Genomic DNA, 16,082 nt, shown 5'->3' with positions numbered 1-16,082 from the left:
CCTCATTCCACTTTCGGGGCATGCCTATTTTATATTTTCCTTTTTGGCATGCCCCTTCCCTCTCCTAAAACCACCTCATTCCACTCTCGGGGCATGCCCATTTTATATTCCCCATTTTGGCATGCCCCTTCTCTCTCCAGGGACCTCCTAAATCCACTTTCGGGGCATGCCAAATCCTTCTTTTTCACATAGGCATGCCCCTCTTTTCCTCATTTCATCCGTATTTTGGGGAATCGCATATTGCTGGTCTTACTCACGTCGTTCGTAAGACAATTTTTTCCACCGACAACTCCACAAACTTTTCCATAACACCAAAAAAATGTCTTACAAGCAAAGCTTGTAAGACCAGCAATATGCGTTTCCAAAAAAGAGGCATTCAAAGAATGCCCCTTTAACATTATCAAATTATCATATTATAATGATGGACCTGCCTCTACAAGTGCCTTACCAGCATCATTTCCTTCATACTTCTTGAAGTTCTTGATGAATCTCTCTGCAAGATCCTTAGCCTTAGCTTCCCACTCAGAAGCGTCAGCATATGTATCTCTAGGGTCAAGGATGTTTGTATCAACACCTGGAAGCTCAGTAGGTACCTCGAAATCGAAGTAAGGAATCTTCTTTGTTGGTGCCTTCTTAATGTCGCCATTGAGAATAGCATCGATGATTCCACGAGTATCCTTGATTGTGATACGCTTTCCTGTTCCATTCCATCCTGTATTTACAAGATATGCCTTAGCACCGCTCTTCTCCATCTTCTTAACAAGCTCCTCTGCATACTTTGTAGGATGAAGCTCGAGGAATGCCTGACCGAAGCAAGCTGAGAATGTAGGTGTTGGCTCTGTGATTCCACGCTCTGTACCAGCAAGCTTAGCAGTAAATCCTGAAAGGAAGTAGTACTTAGTCTGCTCTGGTGTAAGAATAGATACTGGAGGAAGTACTCCGAATGCATCTGCTGAAAGGAAGATAACATTCTCTGCATCAGGACCTGATGAGATCTTGTTAACATTCTTAGCAATCTTCTCGATGTGCTCGATTGGATATGATACACGAGTATTCTCTGTTACACTCTTGTCTGTGAAATCAATCTTACCATTGGCATCAACTGTAACGTTCTCAAGAAGAGCGTCACGCTTAATAGCATTGTAGATGTCTGGCTCTGAATCCTTGTCAAGGTCGATAACCTTAGCATAACATCCGCCCTCGAAGTTGAATACACCGTTGTCATCCCAACCATGCTCATCATCTCCGATAAGAAGACGCTTAGGATCTGTTGAAAGTGTTGTCTTACCTGTTCCTGAAAGACCGAAGAAAATAGCTGTATTCTTTCCGTCCATATCAGTATTGGCTGAGCAGTGCATAGATGCCATACCCTTAAGTGGGAGGTAGTAGTTCATCATAGAGAACATACCCTTCTTCATCTCTCCGCCGTACCATGTATTAATGATAACCTGCTCACGACTTGTAATATTAAATACTACAGCTGTTTCTGAGTTGAGACCCAACTCCTTGTAGTTCTCTACCTTTGCCTTTGAAGCATTGTAAACTACAAAGTCTGGCTTGAAGCTCTCAAGCTCATCATCTGTAGGAGTGATAAACATATTCTTGATAAAGTGTGCCTGCCAAGCAACCTCAACGATAAAACGTACTGCCATACGTGAATCTTTGTTGGCTCCACAGAAAGCATCTACAACAAACAACTTCTTGTTGCTGAGCTCTTCCTTAGCAATCTTCTTAACAGCTTCCCATGTCTCCTGAGATGCTGCATGGTTATCATTAGGATACTCATCAGATGTCCACCATACTGTGTCCTTAGAATTCTCATCCATAACGATGAATTTGTCCTTAGGAGAACGACCTGTATAAATACCAGTCATAACGTTAACTGCGCCAAGCTCAGTTTCAACGCCTTTCTCATATCCTTCAAGATCACTCTTCATCTCTTCCTCATAAAGCTTCTCAAAAGAAGGATTATGAACGATCTCTGTAGTTCCAGTGATACCATATTTGCTCAAATCAATATTTGCCATATTTGTATACCTCTTTTCTAATAGATTAATATTCGTCCAACATCTTATATATTATATTTTATGAGCGAAAATGTCAATACATAATATTTGTGATTTGTCGATTTTTTTTATAAACAATACAAAAAAGTTAGCCAAGTGCAACTAATTCTGCTTAATTATCCCCAACCATCTAGCCTTTCTCTCCGCTTCAGCTCGGTTTGAAACTCCAAGCTTTTGATAAATGCTCCTATTATGTTTCTTCAGTCCGCTATATGAAATGCCACACTTCTCACATATCTCTTCGGTGCTAAGCCCGGAGCAAAGCATGAATAGCACTTCGCTCTCTCGCTTTGTAAGATGGATTTCATCCTTCGGAATATACTTCAAATAATCCGGATAAGAGAGAGCCATTTTGCTGGTTTCCTCGAGTATCTGCTCAAATAACGGAATATTTTTCTTGGAATCCTTGATTTCTTGGAGCAGTGGCATTATGGCAGCTCCTTCCATAGAGACAATTCTTCCGAAGTGATAGTCTTCTATCTTGACAAAGGCCTTTTCAAGCACTTCTCTCCACTTTTTATTGTCCATGCGATACATGATAATCGCCTTTAGCAATTCATTTTCAATCCACATGATATGGCGCTCGTATTCATAAAAATACTTGGTCAAAAAGCCGGATAGGTCCAGCGCCTCTGACAATTTATCCAAAGCGATAAGGCATCGGATTTTGACGATATACTGATATCTGTCTATGACGCAAAACTCCGTATGTTGATCCGGCGCGACTTCCAAGAAGTCCCTCGCTCTCCCAACATCACCCCTATATAGGCCAAACCACGTTTCCAAGGCTCTCAGATTGTCATAATACTTGACTTCATTCCTTGTTTCCAAAACCTTTTTTATGCTCTCCAATCGCTTCTCGGCAAGGGCAAACTGTCCGGACAACAAATGCTGTCTTATCAGCACACCCGCCGACGCAAAACATATCTCGGAAGTACCGGAATTAAGCGCTTCTTCGTAAGCATTATTGGCTTTCAAGCACACTTCATAGGGTTCCATAGTCCCCTTTGTAAAGCCACTCTCGGCAATAGCACAGTCCGGAAGCCCCTTGCCCATCTTCCCAAGAATTTTCTGCACGGGCTTGCTCATAAGTCTATATAACTGCATATCATTGCGAGACCATTCGCTGAAGTCAAGACCGCCATTCATGAGAAATGGCATATTACTGGTAGCTGTCATCTGCGGAATCGATACTTCCCTGGAGACAAACATAGTTGCAGCCTTCTTAATAATAGGAATAATGCCCTTAGTTCCTCGGTGAGGAAGAGCAATCTGAAGATATATCAGTCTCTCCTTGGCTTCCTTGCGCTTTTCCTTGTCATTGAGATGATTCTTGTGGAATTCCTCCAACCTATTGTACCACACCTCCGACTCAGCGGGCTGCATGGTTATGGAATAAATCATACTCATACCAGCCATCAAGACCGGATTATCCATAATTTCCGACTCAGGCAAGCTGAAGTAAAACTTTCTTGTCTCAAAGTAATGACCATTTCCCACATGTCTGTAGGCATTGCGGATGAGAATTTCTCTTACGCGTTCATTGTCTCCCACCTTGCTATATAACTCCAACGCTTTCTGCAAATCGTCCTGTAGTTCGTAAAAATGTGCCGCGCGACTACAAATCCTGTCGATTTCTTCCCTGTCATATTCTTGCTTGCTCTTCCAAACCAAGAATTTTCTTATTTCATGGCGTATGACATAACAGGAATCGCCGTGATGCTCTATTAACTGCCCCACTTCCATACAATACTCTATTATATTATGAGTTCTACTCTCCCCTGTGACAAACTCAGCCATCTTGATTGTAAAGCACTCAAAGTGGCTCATTGTGAGAAGAAATTCCGATACGGGATGTTCCAATTCCATAAAAACTTTGTTTTCCACATAGTGATAGCAGTCTTTCCAGACTTCTTCCACAAGCTTTTCACTCATTTTTTCCCCTTGATCATATCTGTTGAGGAAAAATAGCACCGTAACGGGATATCCTTCAGATTCTATAGCAATCTCGCTGATTTCATCTGCGCTTATCTCAAGACCTCGATTGTCAAAGAACTCCTTCACCCCTTTTCCGTCCAGTTTGAAATCCTTCTCGACAATTCGAACAAAATCATACTCGAGCGCCTCATTTACGAGCCACCCCGGAAATGTTCCTCTTGTAATCAGCACCGTCTGTCTCGAGGTATCCTGCAAAAGCTTTTTTACGTAGAATTTTGACTCATCGTCAGTTATAAAACCCAGATCGTCGACTATAACCACTCCACACCGGATTTTGGAAATTTCTGGCATATCATCAAGACTGCCGCTGTGGGCAGACAGATATACATATGCTTTATTCTTATAAAAACTTCTAACCGAGGCTGTCTTACCGCAAATTGCAGCTCCCATAACTATTACAGGGCGAAATTCCTCATCGCCCTGCTTTAGCTTAGCAAAGACAGTCGGCACCTTTACGTATTTCATATAAAAGGCCGTCCTTTTCCGGGATTACTCCTCTACTACATAGGTTCTTCCCTTTTTATCAACTTCTATCTGCGCATACTCAGTATTATATGTATTATTATAAACATCCTGAATACAGAATGAGTACATATAATTACCCGGCATGATATAATCATAACTTATCTTGAACTTTTTGCCAACCTTATATGTATCGCCCTCGTATTCCTCAGGCTCATCCGGATTCTTGGCATCGTAGGCATAGTAGATTGGAACTATCTTGTCACCTTTCTTAATCTTCTTGATATCTCTGGCTGACGCGCCTTCTTCATCAAGACCATCCCACGCTCCAATAACCTTGATATCATCATCAGACTGAAGGAGTCTCAGGTTGGTTCTCTTTCCGTTCAAAGTAATCGGTGAAGTATAGACGATGTCATCATCTTCCGTAGTTCCGACTATGTAAAGTGCGAGATTCTGACCATCCGGAAGAGAAATCCACTTTCCGTCAAAGTAATCTCTCACCTCACCCGTTTTATAATCACACTCTACTTCATAGGTTTGTCCATATTCAAAGTAAAGTTTTCCATCATCTGAAATTCCATAGATGTTGCTGTAGACATCCGCAGTATTTTGCAGACCATTTTCATCCAAGACAAATCCGTAAATTCCATCTTCATCGATTCCCGGCTCCTGTGCAAATGTTATGGCAGTAGAATTCTCGCTGTCATCATAGCTATCCGCATAGGCCCAGTGTTCATTGGTAGTGCTGCTGTTCTCGTAACATTCTTCTTCTGAATTATAGTTATAATCCGCTAGCCAACACCAGATAGACTCCTCTCCGTCTTCCTTATTCTCCTCTATTATCTCCTGTGAAGCACTGGCATTTGACGCATTGTCACTTGAGGCACAACTGTCAATCCATCCACAGGACTCTCCGTCACTCCACCAATAGTCCTCACTGTATTGATCAGTCTTTCCCGCATTACAACTTCCCACGTCCTGTCTGTCAACAAAAGACAAGTAGTATGGGCTAACGCAAACCGCACTAAACTTAGAGAGTTCCTCTGAATCCTGAACGCAAATCGGATAGTAGACAGAGATTCCCTTGGCCTTCTTGTGGTTCTTTCCTGAAATCTTATAGACTACCGTCTCGTCAACAAGCCTCTTGATTTCATCTGCCCCGTTTACATCTCCGCCACAAGCGTCAGCCAAACCACTGAGGTCGACCATATTGGTATATCCCTCTGACTTGTTGTTACCACCGAAATTCTCTATCTTACTTACTTTTCTGGTAATTGTCGCAAGCTTTTTGTCATCTCCGTACGATTCATACATGCCCTTGGCAAAGTCATTAAAGCCAACCAAGAGATTATCAAGCTTTGACAAATCAAGAACTGAGAGCGTCGGAATATCTCCGTCACCAATCTTCTTACAGGACGCATAGAAACTATCACAGATCACTTTTCCCAGGTCAGCTCCGCTGGCACTTGGATTTCCTGCCAAATAACTTCCGATAGTCTTGTAATCCCATCCACATCCGGGCTCAGATTCCTCTGAGGCAAACATATAATTGGCATAGGATGCCGCCACATTCGCAGTCTCAAGTGTGCCCATAAGACAGGCATCAAATCCTATAAATTCAAATTTGGTATCCATTTGGCTATATACACTTAAGAAGGCACTGTCCACATCCTTGAGTGATAATCCCTTCATCTTGTGCTTTTCATCGAAGCATACTCCCGTCACGCTTCCGCCACCGTGATTCCAGAGAATAACTCCCATTTTTTCAGATACATAATTCTTTACTCCCCACTTCAAAAACTTCGCCAAAGTGGATGGCTTGGCCATGCTGGCATCCTTTTTTTCATCCACCAGCTCTATATCACCATTTTGAACAAGGAATCTCTGCAATTTATCTTTCTTGACTACCTCATTATTCCACTTTTTCACTCCGCCGGTTTGAACTACAAATCTTACCTTTTTGCTGGCTGTGGCACTGAGCATTTCATTCAAATCAAGAGTTGCAGCTCCATTGTCACTCTCCAAATCCGAACCACAAAGATATACAAAAATAGTCCAAATGCCGTCTTTCTCTGACTTAATCTCACCCCTCTGGCCCGGTCTTGTAATACTCATCTTCCCGGTCTTACGCTCAACCTTAATCAAACTTCTAGAGTAGTTTTCACCGTCTTTTGCAACTGTCGCGTTTTTCTTTGATTCTTTTTTTGGTTCCTTATTATCTTTTGACTCTTGCGCTGTTCCACAACCTCCCAAAACCAATACAAAAAGGAGCATCAGCGCCATAATCCTATATTTATTCTTCATAATTTACCTCTACCTCTAAAAAATTGTCTTACGACCGCAGGGAGTAAGACCAGCAGTATGCGTTTATTGTCTTACGACCGCAGGGAGTAAGACCAGCAATATGCGTTCCAAAAAAGGATTTGCCAAGGCAGCAGTCCATGACAAATCCCTATTGAATGTATATTTCTCTTATTCCTGAGATCCTGAGTTTTCAAGAAGTGCTGCAGCTGAACCCATGTAATTAATTGTCTCATCTTTGTCAAGATACTGTCCCTCAATTACAGCGCCGGCAGCATTGTAGAATACCACTTCATTGTTATCATTCTCAGCAAATCCAAGCAAGAACTCTTTTCCTGTATAAGTGTCATGCACCTGAAGCTTTGACCAAGTAACACCATTCTCGTCCTCTTCCTTTGAAGCCTCATATGTTCCGCAGATAACATCTCCACTCTGCTGCTGGTTCTGGAACTCAAACAATGATGCATAGTCCTTTCCGTCTGGACCTGTGAACATTGAGAATACAAGCTCTGTTCCCTGATCATCTTTACCATACACACCAGTCTTAATCATATCGCTTGATACGTCAAGAAGTGAAAATGATCCGCTGTTTTCCTCACTGCCTGAAGCCTCTCCTGAATCATCAGCAGCTTCATCACTAGTATCCTCTGCTTTGCTATCCTCTGCCTTACTATCATCTGTCTTTGATGACTGTGTTGTCTCTGTCTTGGCAGCATCTTTGTTATCACCGCCACAACCAGTCAACATCGAAACTGCTAAGATAGCTGAGCAAAAGATCACTAATACTTTCTTTTTCATTCTACATTTCCTCCTAAATAATTTCTATGCAGTTTTTTCTGCAATTTATCTTACTTTATTATTATGAATGATAAGTAGTTTTTTGCATAGTGACCTTGAGGCTACTTTTTGTTTTTTTGTGTTCACCAACTTAAAAATTTGATCCATTCCATCCCCAATCACTGAATCCTTGGTAGGTAACATATACATTTTTCGCTGGAATTCCCAGCTGTTCCTCATAGATATCGCATATTTTAGCAGTCATCTCACTGCTGGCAGCCGAGTTAACTTGTCCAAACACCTTTACGCTGACAAATGCTCCCGCATCTAGCTTATTGCCTCCAAGAAATAAATCATAATCATCTTCGAATCCTACCATCAGAAAGCTCTCTGTCTTTCCAAGAACAGATATGGCTTTTCCAAGCTCTGATTTTACGGTTTCGAGTTTGTCATCCGACATCTTTACAGTTACTTTTGAATCAATAAATGGCATAGTGTTCCTCCTATCTCAAAAATCCACTTACAATCTGCTCTTCAGCTTCCTCCTCTGACAAACCAAGTGTCATGAGCTTGATGAGCTGTTCTCCTGCTATCTTTCCAATTGCGGCCTCGTGCACAAGCTCGGCATCTACGCACTTTGCATCCAACTTTGGAATTGCCAAAACTCTTGAGTCTCCCATTATGATGGCATCGCACTCTGCATGTCCATGACAAGCTGCCTCACCTGAGATGACAGCATCAAAAACCTGCTCCGAAGTATCCTTGGCAACGGATCTGGAGACCACATCAGCACTTGAACCATCTCCCACCAACTCAACATTATAAATGCTCTTTGCCATCTGATCACCATGTGTCATAAGTCTCTCTCTGACAATCATAGTGGCACCAGCTGGTACCTTAGCATTTGTAGTTCTAATAGTAGAGTCAACGCCCTTGATCTGGACCATTTCCATCTCCACATAACTTCCCTCTTCCTGGTAAACTTCCGTAACAGGATTGAGAATTTTCTTTCCGGTTCCATCGCCCTCACCGTAGTGCTTCTCCACATACTTTATCTTGGAATTTTTTCCAACGAAAAACCTGTGAATTCCATCGTGCTCTGAATCCTGAACTCCACAATTGTGTATTCCACAACCGGCTACAATCGTCACATCACAATTCTCACCGATGTAAAAGTCATTGTAAACAGTCTCCTTAAGTCCACTTTGGCTCAAGACAACGGGTATATGAACGCTCTCATTGACTGTTCCATCTTTGATCTTAATATCTATTCCCGTTCCATCCTCCTTGGAGACAATATCTATATTAGCAGTTGTATTTCTGGCAGCAGCTACACCATTTGCCCTAATATTATAAGCTCCTTCAGGCATAGTATGGAGATCTGCAACCTCTTCTATCAAATTCTTCTGAATCTCATCTAACATCTCATTCACCTTCCTATCTATGCTTCAAGCTTCTGACAAGCAGCGCCCACGGCCACTGAGCTAGCCAAAAGTTCAGGAAGAACCTCTTCCTTAGAACCGATCTTCTTGACCTTACCATTTTCAATCACTACAATCTCATCTGCAATATTGAGAATTCTCTCCTGATGGGAAATAATCAATACAGTACCCTTGATGGTCTCTCGAATATTTTCAAACACCTTGATGAGGTTGTTGAAACTCCACAAGTCAATTCCTGCCTCCGGCTCATCGAACACCGACAACTTGGTTCCTCTGGCAAGAACAGTCGCAATCTCAATTCTCTTGAGCTCACCGCCGGACAGAGAATCATTCACATCCCTGTTGATATACTCCTTGGCACAAAGACCAACTTTAGACAAATACTCACATGCCGCAGTAACCGAGATATTCTCCCCTGAAGCAAGTCTAAGCAAATCAAGCACTCTAATTCCCTTAAATCTCACCGGCGCCTGGAATGCAAATCCTATTCCAAGCTTTGCTCTCTCAGTAATGCTCTTATCCGTTATATCCTCGCCCTCAAACAGGATCTGTCCCTCTTGGTTTTCATTTATTCCCATGATAACCTTAGCCAAAGTGGATTTACCTCCACCATTTGGTCCAGTGATTACAACAAACTTTCCCTCGTCAATCTTAAGACTCAAATCGTCTATAATTCTCTTCTCTTTGCCATCTTCTTCCGCTGTGAATACAATATTCTTCAACTCTAACATTGTTTGTTCCCCCTTTTCTCATCTGCTTTTTATATTTTGACTTTGTCAAAAGCAGACTTTAGGTCCTCATTTCCTTATGATATCATTATTAAGGCTTTTTTACAACAATATATTGCTCAAAATACCAGCAATCAATCTATTCTTGCCCTCTGTTTCCACCCTTGAAAAGTACTCCGCCGATATCCCTATCCCAACAATATAACACCTGACTTCGCCGGTTTCCACATCCTGTATACTCTCCGTCATGATTCCGCCTACTTTCTTGTCCATGTAAAATATTCCGTCAGGCACTCTCACTTCCACATCGATACCAGAACATTCCTCCAGGGCCCTCGCAACTTTCACATAAATATCCGAAGAAATATCTGACTTAGGCAAATACGAAGGTGCCATAATCACACTTAAGTATACTCCTCCCTCCGGAGAGGCAAATACGCTCTTGCCGTGACCACGCCCACCGGATTGGCTCTTGGCGATGACAATTTGTCCAAAACTTTCATCTAACCCCCTAGCCATTAGGGCTATAGCAGTATTATTAGTGGATTCCAAAGTGTCATATACAGAAATCTTTTCTACGAGTGTAGTTAGTTTTTCCTGCTCTTTCTGACCGCCTCGGACTATTTTTTCTAGACAAGCACCAATTCCCTCCTTGGAAATTATATCACTTTCAACTTGCAAACTATAGCCCCGCTTTGACGCCGAGTCTATGTCATATCCCTGAGTTCTAAGCTCTCTTATGGCCTTCCACACGGCATTACGAGAAAGCCCTAGCTCGGTAGCTAACGCCTCTCCAGATATATACTCACCTTTGCGAGATTCTAATTCAATTAGGACTCTATCAATAGTTCTCATATGCCAAAAAAAGCCCCCAGACACAGACAGAATCTGTGTCAAGGCGGCTTATCCTTTCTATCATTTAACACTCTACTTGTCTGCATGTATATTTTGTCATACATTGGCAGTAATGTCAAATATTTAGTGCTACTCTACTTTAAATATGTTATATACATCAGTAGAATCAATCTTGCTTATGTCATAGTCTTTCTTTCCCGTTGCCAATTCCAAAAACAATTTATCGGCATCTTCAAGTTTTACCTGATTAAATATGCTGTATACCTGGCAGTCGCTAACCTTACCATCCCTTAACTTTAGAGTAAACATGACATTATTATCCAGCTTGTCATAGAAGTCTGATTCACCGTGGATAGAAGCATATATGGAATTATCTTTTCTGAAAACCAAGTACTTGTTATCCGTTTTAATAGCCGAAGAATAAAGCTTATAAGGCGTCTTCTCCTCGATCTCATTTACCAGATGCTTGTACTGAGTAGGAATCAGGTAATTGTTCATATTAGAGAATATCGTAAATCCAAACACAACTTTATTGCTTCTGAAATCGTCATCTTTGTTGATATATATATCCATCCCATCACAGTACAAGCTAATATTGGTCGGCTCACTCTTCTCCCACTCATCATCTTCATTCAGCTTTCGACCATATTCCACCCACTGCACCAATACGTTCTCCAGCTTCTTTATCTGATTTGTGGCATCCTTTATTCCGGCTTTTTCCATGCTGTCAATGAGCAACTTGTCATCAAATGCCTTGGTGGAAACATTGTAAATCACATCCGTGTGAACCGAGATGGCATTTTTTCTTCCAATAACTACTGAATCACGCCTTATATCATCCGGAATACTCCCTGCTTTCAAGTCATCCATAATTTGATTGCTATCCGGCTCCTCATCATCCTCTTCTTCCGAATCCATTTCTGCAGCTGGTTTGAAACATTCTTCCAGTTTTATGATAGTATCCCTCGGCTCACCTCTTAATTCATAATCTACGTTTTTATACATCTCTTCTTCACTGTCCATAGATGCATTGACCATTTCATGAGTTTTTATGTCATGCAGATTGACTGACAATCTTGACAGTGCGATTGTCACAACTATTATGATCAAGAGACCTAATATCGCCAGAAAAGATGCAATCAGGTCAAACTTATACTTTTTCATTTTTCTTCGCTCCCCTCACATTCACTAAAATCATTCGTAATACATTGAGTACTAATGCCGTAATTGCTGCAACAATAGCACATTTTTCTATTCCTTCTATTCCAAGAATTACGCTAAGGCCCACTCGCTCAAAACAAATCATAAAACAGAAAATAATGCCTGTAAATACAAAACTACCCACATAACTCTTGGAGAATATACTCTTTGCATTCTCGCGATGTGTTATATTGTTCAACGATAATAATGCTGTAATCAATACTAAAACTACAAGAAATGCCACGTATACCAGCATATAATTATTATATATTTCCTGAACAAAATAGTCATGATTATTGTTAGGAAATACATCCGGAAGATACTCTGTTCTCACAATAAGCGATATTGCATAAGGAGTCATAAGGCATCCAAGACTGACAACTCCCCATACCAGCTCATTGCATGATACGAGACTCACGATAAATACCGCAGTATATGCAATGCTATACAAAACAAAGTAGTAGGCAATTAGCATCCAAAATACTTCTAGGCTTCTTCCCAAACTAGGCACATTAAGTAGTGTTGCTTGCGTCATGTCGGAATATTTTCCATCAATAAAATTTAAGTAAATTGTCCCCATAAGTCCAATAAGTCCCATAATTATGACAATCACAGCCTCACCAAGGAGGTACTTGGAAAACTTTTTGTAACTGGACTTTATCGGGATAATATCCATAAATATTCTGACTGTCCTGCTGTTATCCCTAAATGAAATAAAAAATACAAGGGCGACACAGAATACATATCCTATAAATCCATAGTACTTAAATACTGAAACAACCACATCAAGAAAATAGCTTGAAAAGCTGATTTCATTGGTATCTGTAGGGCTTGTGTTACCTATAATCACGTCATATAAAGTTCTATACATGTTGTCAATCACCGACTTTTCTTTGGCGAATAGGATTATAATTCCCAAAAGCGCCAAAACCATAATCGGAATCATCTTCTTGACAATCCTTAATATATATGTCCTCTTAGCCATCTATCTGCTCTCTCCTTCCATATTGAGATAAACAAAGGATTCCTCCAGCGTAATATCAATCCGCTCCGCCAGATCTGCACCCTTCTTATTGAAGTATTCGAGGGCCTCATCCTCCACCTGGTCCGGATCGGAATATTTCCATATAACCGTATATACACTTCCAAGAGTTGAATACTCGAGAATCCTCTCATCCTTCATAAATCCTGCACCATCGCCGTTTTTAAATACCACCTGATACTTTCCAATACTGTCTTTTATGGAATCCACAGTATCAACTTCGACTTTATTATCCTTGTCAAACATAGTGATGGTATCGCATATTTTCTCCAGATCGCCTAAGTTGTGAGATGATATAACAACCGTCACCTCCTGACCTTCCACTCTCGCAATCAACTTGTCAAAAAACTCCTTCTTGGCAATTGCATCAAGCCCGGAAGTCGGCTCATCTAATATCATCACATCTGGATTCAGTGCCATATTTAGCACAAAAGACAATCTCATCTTCTGTCCCTTGGACAGATTGCCTATCCTAACATTCATAGGTATTTTGAATATCTTATTAAGGTCCTCAAACTCCTTCTCATCAAAACTCTCATATATTCCATTGAAATACTTAACCATCTTCTTCGGCGTATATTCCTCAAAGAAAATGTTCTCATCGGCCACATATCCTATTCTCTTCTTCACTTCCGGATTGTCAAATACAGGCTTCCCATCATAGAGAACCTCTCCTGACGTGGTTTGGTATATTCCCATCATACATTTAATTAACGTGGTCTTACCTGATCCGTTGGGACCGACTAAACCGTGAATACTTCCTCCCTCTACGTGGAAGGATATATTATCCAAAATCATATTTTTATCATCAAAAGATTTACAGACACTTTTTACATCTATCATATCCTCACTCCTTGGCTAATCATCATTTAATATCTTTGAAAATCTTCTCTGTTTTCTCTATAATTGTCTCTTTATCAATTCCTAGACATGCCAATTCTATAAGCAGGTCGTCAAATCGCTTCATCAGTCTCTCGACCTCCGCTTCCGTTAGCATGGAATTGCTTCTCTCGGAAATATAAGTTCCCTTTCCCCTAACTGTCTCAATCACGCCCTGACGCTCCAGTTCTGCATAGGCCTTTGCCACAGTTCCCGGCGTCACTTGAAGTTCCATGGCCATTCGCCTAACTGATGGAACCGAATCCCCCGGACTTAGATATCCCTTGATCCAACCTTGCTTAATCTGAATAACAATCTGCTCAAACAAGGGGACATCTGACTTGTGATTTATAACCACCATCAACTCACCTCCTAACTGTTATAACTGTATCACTTGTACTGATACAGTTATAATACACCTAAAAATGATTCTTGTCAACATATTTTTTTAATGTCTTACGAACGTAGGGAGTAAGACCAGCAGAATGCGTTTATTGTCTTACGAACGACGTGAGTAAGACCAGCAGAATGCGATTCCAACCGATCAAAAAAATATCCCGAAAACCGCAGCCTCCGGGATATAATAATCAAAATATTCATTTATTAATTAGATATCAAACTTTGGAATTTGCGATATCGACTTTGCCAATTCCTCATCAGTTGGAATATAATCTGACATCTCTCCGTTGTTGAATTTCTCATATGCAAACATATCGAAGTAACCTGTACCTGTGAGTCCAAATACGATATTCTTCTCCTCACCGGTCTCCTTACACTTCATAGCCTCATCTATCGCAACCTTAATTGCATGGCTTGATTCTGGAGCAGGGAGAATTCCCTCAACTCGTGCAAATGTCTCAGCCGCCTCAAATACTTCAGTCTGCTCAACACTGGTAGCACGAATTAGTCCCTGATCATATAGTTCAGATACAACAGAACTCATTCCGTGATATCTCAATCCTCCAGCGTGATTTGGTGAAGGCATAAATCCGCTTCCGAGTGTATACATCTTGGCTAGAGGACACACCTTTCCTGTGTCACAGAAATCATATGTATATACGCCTCTGGTCAAACTTGGACATGAAGCAGGCTCTACAGCGATAATGTCATACTGATTCTCGCCTCGCAACATCTCTCCGGCAAATGGTGAGATGAGTCCGCCTAGGTTTGATCCACCTCCTGCACAGCCAATAATGGTATCTGCCTTGATTCCATATTTATCAAGTGCAGCTTTAGTCTCAAGACCTATAACTGACTGATGCAACAATACCTGTGTCAAAACAGATCCTAACACATATCTATATCCGTCCTGAGCTACTGCAGCCTCAACAGCCTCTGAAATAGCACAGCCAAGACTTCCATTGGTTCCAGGAAACTCCGCATTAATCTTTCTTCCAACTTCTGTATTCATAGATGGCGACGGTGTGACTTTTGCGCCATAAGTTCTCATTACCTCTCGACGGAATGGCTTTTGTTCATATGAAACTTTAACCATATATACCTGACAATCAAGATCAAAGTAAGAACATGCCATAGAGAGCGCTGTTCCCCACTGTCCTGCACCTGTCTCAGTTGTCACACCCTTAAGCCCCTGCTGTTTGGCATAGTATGCCTGAGCAATGGCAGAGTTAAGTTTATGACTTCCTGAGGTATTATTTCCCTCGAATTTATAATATATATGAGCCGGTGTATCAAGCTTCTTCTCAAGACAGTAAGCTCTTACCAACGGAGATGGACGATACATCTTATAAAAATTCTTGATTTCTTCTGGAATTTCAAAGTAAGGAGTTGTCTCGTCTAATTCTTGCTTTGCAAGTTCCTCGCAAAAAATCCCCGATAGTTCTTCTACTGTAACCGGCTTCAAAGTCCCCGGGTTGAGAATTGGAGCAGGTTTTTTCTTCATATCAGCCCTCACATTGTACCATTTATCTGGGAGCTCACTCTCCTCCAAGTATATTTTGTAAGGTATTTCACTCATTTAATAGTCCTCCTAATATTGAAAAAAATTTTAAATTTGGGATATAAATTCAACCTAGCTCCTATTATACCCTATCGGGAGAATATTTTCAATAATTAAAAAATTGTCTTACAAGCTTTGCTTGTAAGACCAGCAATATGCGTTTCCAATATGAGGGGCATGCCTATTTTATATTTCTTATTTTGGCATGCCCCTTCTCTCTCCTAGGGCCACCTCATTCCACTTCTGGGGCATGCCTATTTTATATTTCCCGTTTTGGCATGCCCCTTCTCTCTCCCGGGACCTCCTAAGGCCACTTTCGGGGCATGCCCATTTTATATTTCCCGTTTTGGCATGCCCCTTCTCTCTCCC

General features: G+C 41.2%; 14 protein-coding genes. All 14 read right to left on the bottom strand.

What is annotated here, in order from left to right:
* Window positions 1–29 precede the first annotated feature (29 nt).
* A complete protein-coding gene (locus tag L877_RS14160) occupies window positions 30–188 on the bottom strand; it encodes a hypothetical protein (protein ID WP_156923037.1) in 159 nt (52 codons plus the stop codon).
* A 225-nt stretch (window positions 189–413) separates the two neighbouring features.
* Entirely contained in the window at window positions 414–2,027 is a 1,614-nt protein-coding gene (pckA, locus tag L877_RS0111155; protein ID WP_026836144.1) for a phosphoenolpyruvate carboxykinase (ATP), read from the bottom strand.
* Window positions 2,028–2,168: 141 nt separating this feature from the next.
* The gene (locus tag L877_RS0111150) at window positions 2,169–4,529 is read right to left on the bottom strand and encodes a helix-turn-helix transcriptional regulator (RefSeq protein WP_026836143.1); all 2,361 of its coding nucleotides are present in this window, start codon (window positions 4,527–4,529) and stop codon (window positions 2,169–2,171) included.
* Between the two features lie 24 nt (window positions 4,530–4,553).
* On the bottom strand, window positions 4,554–6,833 hold the full coding sequence (locus L877_RS0111145; protein WP_026836142.1) for a clostripain-related cysteine peptidase: 2,280 nt from the start codon (window positions 6,831–6,833) through the stop codon (window positions 4,554–4,556).
* Window positions 6,834–7,001: 168 nt separating this feature from the next.
* Window positions 7,002–7,628: a hypothetical protein gene (locus L877_RS0111140; protein WP_026836141.1), complete on the bottom strand. Its 627-nt coding sequence runs from the start codon at window positions 7,626–7,628 to the stop codon at window positions 7,002–7,004.
* Window positions 7,629–7,758: 130 nt separating this feature from the next.
* Window positions 7,759–8,100, bottom strand: a complete 342-nt coding sequence (locus L877_RS0111135) for a phenylpyruvate tautomerase MIF-related protein (protein WP_026836140.1) — start codon at window positions 8,098–8,100, stop codon at window positions 7,759–7,761.
* Between the two features lie 10 nt (window positions 8,101–8,110).
* Window positions 8,111–9,031, bottom strand: a complete 921-nt coding sequence (locus L877_RS0111130) for a SufB/SufD family protein (protein ID WP_026836139.1) — start codon at window positions 9,029–9,031, stop codon at window positions 8,111–8,113.
* 17 nt (window positions 9,032–9,048) lie between these two features.
* Complete coding sequence (locus L877_RS0111125; protein WP_026836138.1) at window positions 9,049–9,780, bottom strand: ABC transporter ATP-binding protein; 732 nt, start codon at window positions 9,778–9,780, stop codon at window positions 9,049–9,051.
* Window positions 9,781–9,879: 99 nt separating this feature from the next.
* Window positions 9,880–10,632 (bottom strand): biotin--[acetyl-CoA-carboxylase] ligase, encoded by a 753-nt coding sequence (locus L877_RS0111120; RefSeq protein WP_026836137.1) that lies wholly within the window; start codon window positions 10,630–10,632, stop codon window positions 9,880–9,882.
* Between the two features lie 129 nt (window positions 10,633–10,761).
* Window positions 10,762–11,796 (bottom strand): hypothetical protein, encoded by a 1,035-nt coding sequence (locus tag L877_RS0111115; protein WP_026836136.1) that lies wholly within the window; start codon window positions 11,794–11,796, stop codon window positions 10,762–10,764.
* Complete coding sequence (locus L877_RS0111110) at window positions 11,783–12,817, bottom strand: hypothetical protein (RefSeq protein ID WP_026836135.1); 1,035 nt, start codon at window positions 12,815–12,817, stop codon at window positions 11,783–11,785. The genes L877_RS0111115 and L877_RS0111110 overlap by 14 nt, the downstream gene beginning before the upstream one ends.
* Entirely contained in the window at window positions 12,818–13,717 is a 900-nt protein-coding gene (locus tag L877_RS0111105) for an ABC transporter ATP-binding protein (protein WP_026836134.1), read from the bottom strand.
* Between the two features lie 22 nt (window positions 13,718–13,739).
* Entirely contained in the window at window positions 13,740–14,114 is a 375-nt protein-coding gene (locus L877_RS0111100) for a GntR family transcriptional regulator (RefSeq protein WP_026836133.1), read from the bottom strand.
* A gap of 246 nt (window positions 14,115–14,360) precedes the next feature.
* The gene (locus L877_RS0111095; RefSeq protein ID WP_026836132.1) at window positions 14,361–15,731 is read right to left on the bottom strand and encodes a TrpB-like pyridoxal phosphate-dependent enzyme; all 1,371 of its coding nucleotides are present in this window, start codon (window positions 15,729–15,731) and stop codon (window positions 14,361–14,363) included.
* Between the last annotated feature and the right edge of the window lie 351 nt (window positions 15,732–16,082).

Origin of the sequence: Eubacterium xylanophilum ATCC 35991 (genome assembly GCF_000518685.1) — a bacterium.
GTDB classification, from domain to species: domain Bacteria; phylum Bacillota; class Clostridia; order Lachnospirales; family Lachnospiraceae; genus Eubacterium_F; species Eubacterium_F xylanophilum.
The sequence above is the reverse complement of the archived record's forward strand: the minus strand, read 5'-3'. Positions and strand labels throughout refer to the sequence as shown.

Excerpts from the sequence above, each read along its gene's own strand:
- L877_RS0111135 (WP_026836140.1), bottom strand. The coding sequence starts at position 8,100 with ATGCCATTTATTGATTCAAAAGTAACTGTAAAGATGTCGGATGACAAA.
- L877_RS0111095 (WP_026836132.1), bottom strand. The coding sequence starts at position 15,731 with ATGAGTGAAATACCTTACAAAATATACTTGGAGGAGAGTGAGCTCCCA.
- L877_RS0111125 (WP_026836138.1), bottom strand. The coding sequence starts at position 9,780 with ATGTTAGAGTTGAAGAATATTGTATTCACAGCGGAAGAAGATGGCAAA.
- pckA (WP_026836144.1), bottom strand. The coding sequence starts at position 2,027 with ATGGCAAATATTGATTTGAGCAAATATGGTATCACTGGAACTACAGAG.
- L877_RS0111150 (WP_026836143.1), bottom strand. The coding sequence starts at position 4,529 with ATGAAATACGTAAAGGTGCCGACTGTCTTTGCTAAGCTAAAGCAGGGC.
- L877_RS0111145 (WP_026836142.1), bottom strand. The coding sequence starts at position 6,833 with ATGAAGAATAAATATAGGATTATGGCGCTGATGCTCCTTTTTGTATTG.
- L877_RS0111110 (WP_026836135.1), bottom strand. The coding sequence starts at position 12,817 with ATGGCTAAGAGGACATATATATTAAGGATTGTCAAGAAGATGATTCCG.
- L877_RS0111100 (WP_026836133.1), bottom strand. The coding sequence starts at position 14,114 with ATGGTGGTTATAAATCACAAGTCAGATGTCCCCTTGTTTGAGCAGATT.
- L877_RS0111130 (WP_026836139.1), bottom strand. The coding sequence starts at position 9,031 with ATGTTAGATGAGATTCAGAAGAATTTGATAGAAGAGGTTGCAGATCTC.
- L877_RS0111120 (WP_026836137.1), bottom strand. The coding sequence starts at position 10,632 with ATGAGAACTATTGATAGAGTCCTAATTGAATTAGAATCTCGCAAAGGT.
- L877_RS0111115 (WP_026836136.1), bottom strand. The coding sequence starts at position 11,796 with ATGAAAAAGTATAAGTTTGACCTGATTGCATCTTTTCTGGCGATATTA.
- L877_RS0111105 (WP_026836134.1), bottom strand. The coding sequence starts at position 13,717 with ATGATAGATGTAAAAAGTGTCTGTAAATCTTTTGATGATAAAAATATG.
- L877_RS0111140 (WP_026836141.1), bottom strand. The coding sequence starts at position 7,628 with ATGAAAAAGAAAGTATTAGTGATCTTTTGCTCAGCTATCTTAGCAGTT.